The sequence below is a fragment of the Pseudomonas sp. P5_A2_2 genome (assembly GCF_054177685.1).
Genome location: NZ_JBGCUL010000567.1, coordinates 1 through 3003, shown reverse-complemented (window position 1 = coordinate 3003; position 3003 = coordinate 1). Strand labels below are relative to the sequence as shown.

At 58.2% G+C, this 3003-nt stretch carries 2 protein-coding genes and 3 tRNA genes; 4 read left to right on the top strand and 1 reads right to left on the bottom strand.

Annotated elements, in window-relative coordinates; translation table 11 throughout:
- A partial coding sequence (locus tag ACXRVY_RS22405; RefSeq protein ID WP_458238264.1) for a methyl-accepting chemotaxis protein occupies nucleotides 1-1300 on the top strand: 1300 nt, incomplete at its 5' end.
- A 225-nt stretch (nucleotides 1301-1525) separates the two neighbouring features.
- Here ACXRVY_RS22405 and ACXRVY_RS22400 read toward each other — a convergent pair.
- The gene (locus ACXRVY_RS22400) at nucleotides 1526-2284 is read right to left on the bottom strand and encodes a hypothetical protein (protein WP_223459675.1); all 759 of its coding nucleotides are present in this window, start codon (nucleotides 2282-2284) and stop codon (nucleotides 1526-1528) included.
- 385 nt (nucleotides 2285-2669) lie between these two features.
- Between ACXRVY_RS22400 and ACXRVY_RS22395 the strand changes: the two genes are divergently transcribed.
- The 3 genes from ACXRVY_RS22395 (at nucleotide 2670) to ACXRVY_RS22385 (ending at nucleotide 3003) form a co-directional block, all read left to right on the top strand.
- Nucleotides 2670-2745, top strand: a tRNA-Glu gene (locus ACXRVY_RS22395).
- Nucleotides 2746-2747: 2 nt separating this feature from the next.
- Nucleotides 2748-2823 (top strand) — tRNA-Gly (locus tag ACXRVY_RS22390).
- 104 nt (nucleotides 2824-2927) lie between these two features.
- Nucleotides 2928-3003: transfer RNA gene (locus ACXRVY_RS22385), tRNA-Glu, on the top strand.

The window sequence follows — 3003 nt, the reverse complement described above, 5'->3', positions numbered from 1 at the left end:
GACCCAGGCCGAGCAGCTCAAGACCACGGTCAAGGATGAGGGTTACCAGACCGTCCTCAATGAGGTGATGGGTCATATCGCCAGTTTCAGTGACAAGCTCGCTGAGTACACCGGCCTGCTGGAACAGGAAAAAACCGTCTATCAGCAATTACACCAACGCGCAGCCCAGGTGGTCGAGCGGGTGGATCAGGCTTATGTCGCGCAAGACCAGGCGATGCAGGCTGAACTGAAAAAGAACTCGCTGCTGATCATTGGCTCTTCCGCCCTGGCCTTGCTGGTCGGGCTGGTTGCCGCGTGGTTCATTACCCGGTTGATCGTGGCACCGCTGCGCAGTGTGATTCAGGTGGCGCAGCAGATTGCCTCGGGGGATTTGAGTGCGACCATTGACGTGACCCGCCGCGACGAAATCGGTCAGTTGATGCAGGCAATGCAACAAATGGGCGCGGGGCTCAGCCATATCGTCAGCGGCTTGCARTCGGGTATCGAACAGTTGGCGACTTCCGCCCAGTCGCTGTCGGCGGTGACGGAACAGACCAATCTTGAGGTCAGTTCGCAGAAGGAGGAAACCGAACAGGTCGCCACTGCAATGAATCAGATGACGGCCACGGTGCATGATGTCGCGCGCAATGCGGAAGAAGCCGCGTTGGCCGCGCAAACAGCGGACGGCAAGGTTGAAAGTGGCCAGCAGGTGGTGCGCCAGAGCATGGCGCGGATCGAGCAGTTGGCGGACTCAGCCACCTCGGCCAGTTCGAGCATCGAAAGCCTGAGTGCGGAAATCCAGAACATCGGCACGGTGTTGAGTGTGATCAAGAGCGTGGCGGAGCAGACCAACCTGCTGGCGTTGAACGCGGCGATCGAGGCGGCCCGGGCCGGCGAACAGGGCAGGGGCTTTGCCGTGGTGGCCGATGAAGTGCGTGCATTGGCCAAGCGAACCCAGCAATCGACCGAGGAAATCGAACGCCTGGTCAGCGCCTTGCGCTCGGCGGCGCAGTCGTCGGTGCAGCAGATCCAGAGCAGTGGCGAGTTGGTGAAGCTGGCGGTCAGCGACGCATTGCAGACCGAGAGTGCGCTGGGAAGCATTGCGGCGGCGGTATCCTTGATCCAGCAGATGAACCAGCAGATCGCCGCGGCGGCCGAGGAACAGAGCTCGGTGGCCGAAGAGATCAACCGCAGTGTCACCAGCATTCGCGCCAGTGCCGACCAGTCATCGCTGGCGATGCAGGGCAATGCGGCGTCCAGTATTGAGTTGGCGCAACTGGGGGTTGAGCTGAAGGGGATGGTGGGGCATTTCAGGCTTTGAAATGATCTTCGGTACAAACCAAAAAAGCCACCTCTCGGTTAATACTGATCAGTTAACACACGAAAYCTGTGGGAGCGAGCTTGCTCGCGATGGGGGCCKAATGTTCAACATCAATGTTGACTGACCCGTCGCTATCGCGAGCAAGCTCGCTCCCACAAGGATTGCAGTGTTCAAACCCTTAACTGATCGGCATAAACCTCTCGGTGGCTTTTGTGTTTTCGCTGATCAGTCGTAGATCGCTTTCTTTTTCCAGTCCGCGTCGGCCTCGACGTCTTTGAGGCCTTCGGTCAACTGGTTGACTTCGCCTTCGACCGGCGCAATGCGATCCATGACCTGGTCATTGGCACGGGCCAGAAGCTTTTCCAGGTATTCCAGTTGCTCGGCGTAAACCTGTGGTTCCTGTTGTTTGCGCAGGTATTGCACGCCGCGTTCGAATGCCAGGCGAGCCTGTCCGGGCTGGTTCTGTTGCAGGGAGTGCTGGCCGAGGTTGTTGAAGAACTCGATGTGCAGCAGCACGAGGATGTGGCGCACTTCACGGATCCAGCGTTTGGCCTCGTTGGGGGCCAGGAAGCCGTCCTGTGCCGCGCGGGTGATCTGGCCGTGCAGGGCTTCGAGCAGGAAGCGTACATCCTTGGCCTTGGCTTCGGTCTGGATCGGTGCCGGCGGATTGTTGACCGGGATGGATTCACCCTGGCCGACAAGGGCTTCCAATTCGACGATCCGAGCCTTGAGGTTGGCGCTGGATTTTTCCAGGTTGAGCAAGCGCTGGCAGACGTTCAGTTCCAGGCGGGCCAACAACAGCTTGAGTGCCGGGGTCATCAGTTGGCCGGGGAACGTCTCGGTGATTTCGCCGCAGCGACGCAGACGATCATTGAGCTCGATCTTGGTACGGGCCTTTTCCAGCTTGTTGTTTTCCAGCACATGGTTCATGTAACCAATGGCGATCAACAGGGCGATCCCGGCTACGACGAGCAGGGTGATCATGAGTGGCGTCACCGGTAAGACCTCTTTATAGGTTGCGCATGCGAGTCGGGTGGCTTGGCATTTGAGCGCCCAGGCCCGCACGACGGGTTGGATCGGACATGCTTGTGCTTATATCGGCCGCAGCCCCGTTTCTATAAATGATGGCACCAGATATACAAAGTGCCATCATTGGGTGAACTATAACGTCTTGGCGGGTGCCAGAATATAGGCGTCAAACGCCGGGCAGCGGAAAAACCGCAATGGCTCCCAAAAGCAGGGCGAAGTCATTGATTTAAATAAATTTATATCAGGGGGTTGACGACCTCTCAATCCATCCATAGAATGCGCGCCACTTGCAGCGTAAAGCACACAGCGAAACGAAGCAGGGAGTGAATGTTGTACGTGTGTCCCCTTCGTCTAGTGGCCTAGGACACCGCCCTTTCACGGCGGTAACAGGGGTTCGAGTCCCCTAGGGGACGCCAATGCGGGAATAGCTCAGTTGGTAGAGCACGACCTTGCCAAGGTCGGGGTCGCGAGTTCGAGTCTCGTTTCCCGCTCCAATTTTAAACAGCGTTGCTTTCGGGCAGGGCTGAGTGAAACCAGAACCAAGTCTTCGGATGCGGCTCTGGACACCGAAACACACACCATGTGTTCCGGGTAGCGTGTCCCCTTCGTCTAGTGGCCTAGGACACCGCCCTTTCACGGCGGTAACAGGGGTTCGAGTCCCCTAGGGGACGCCA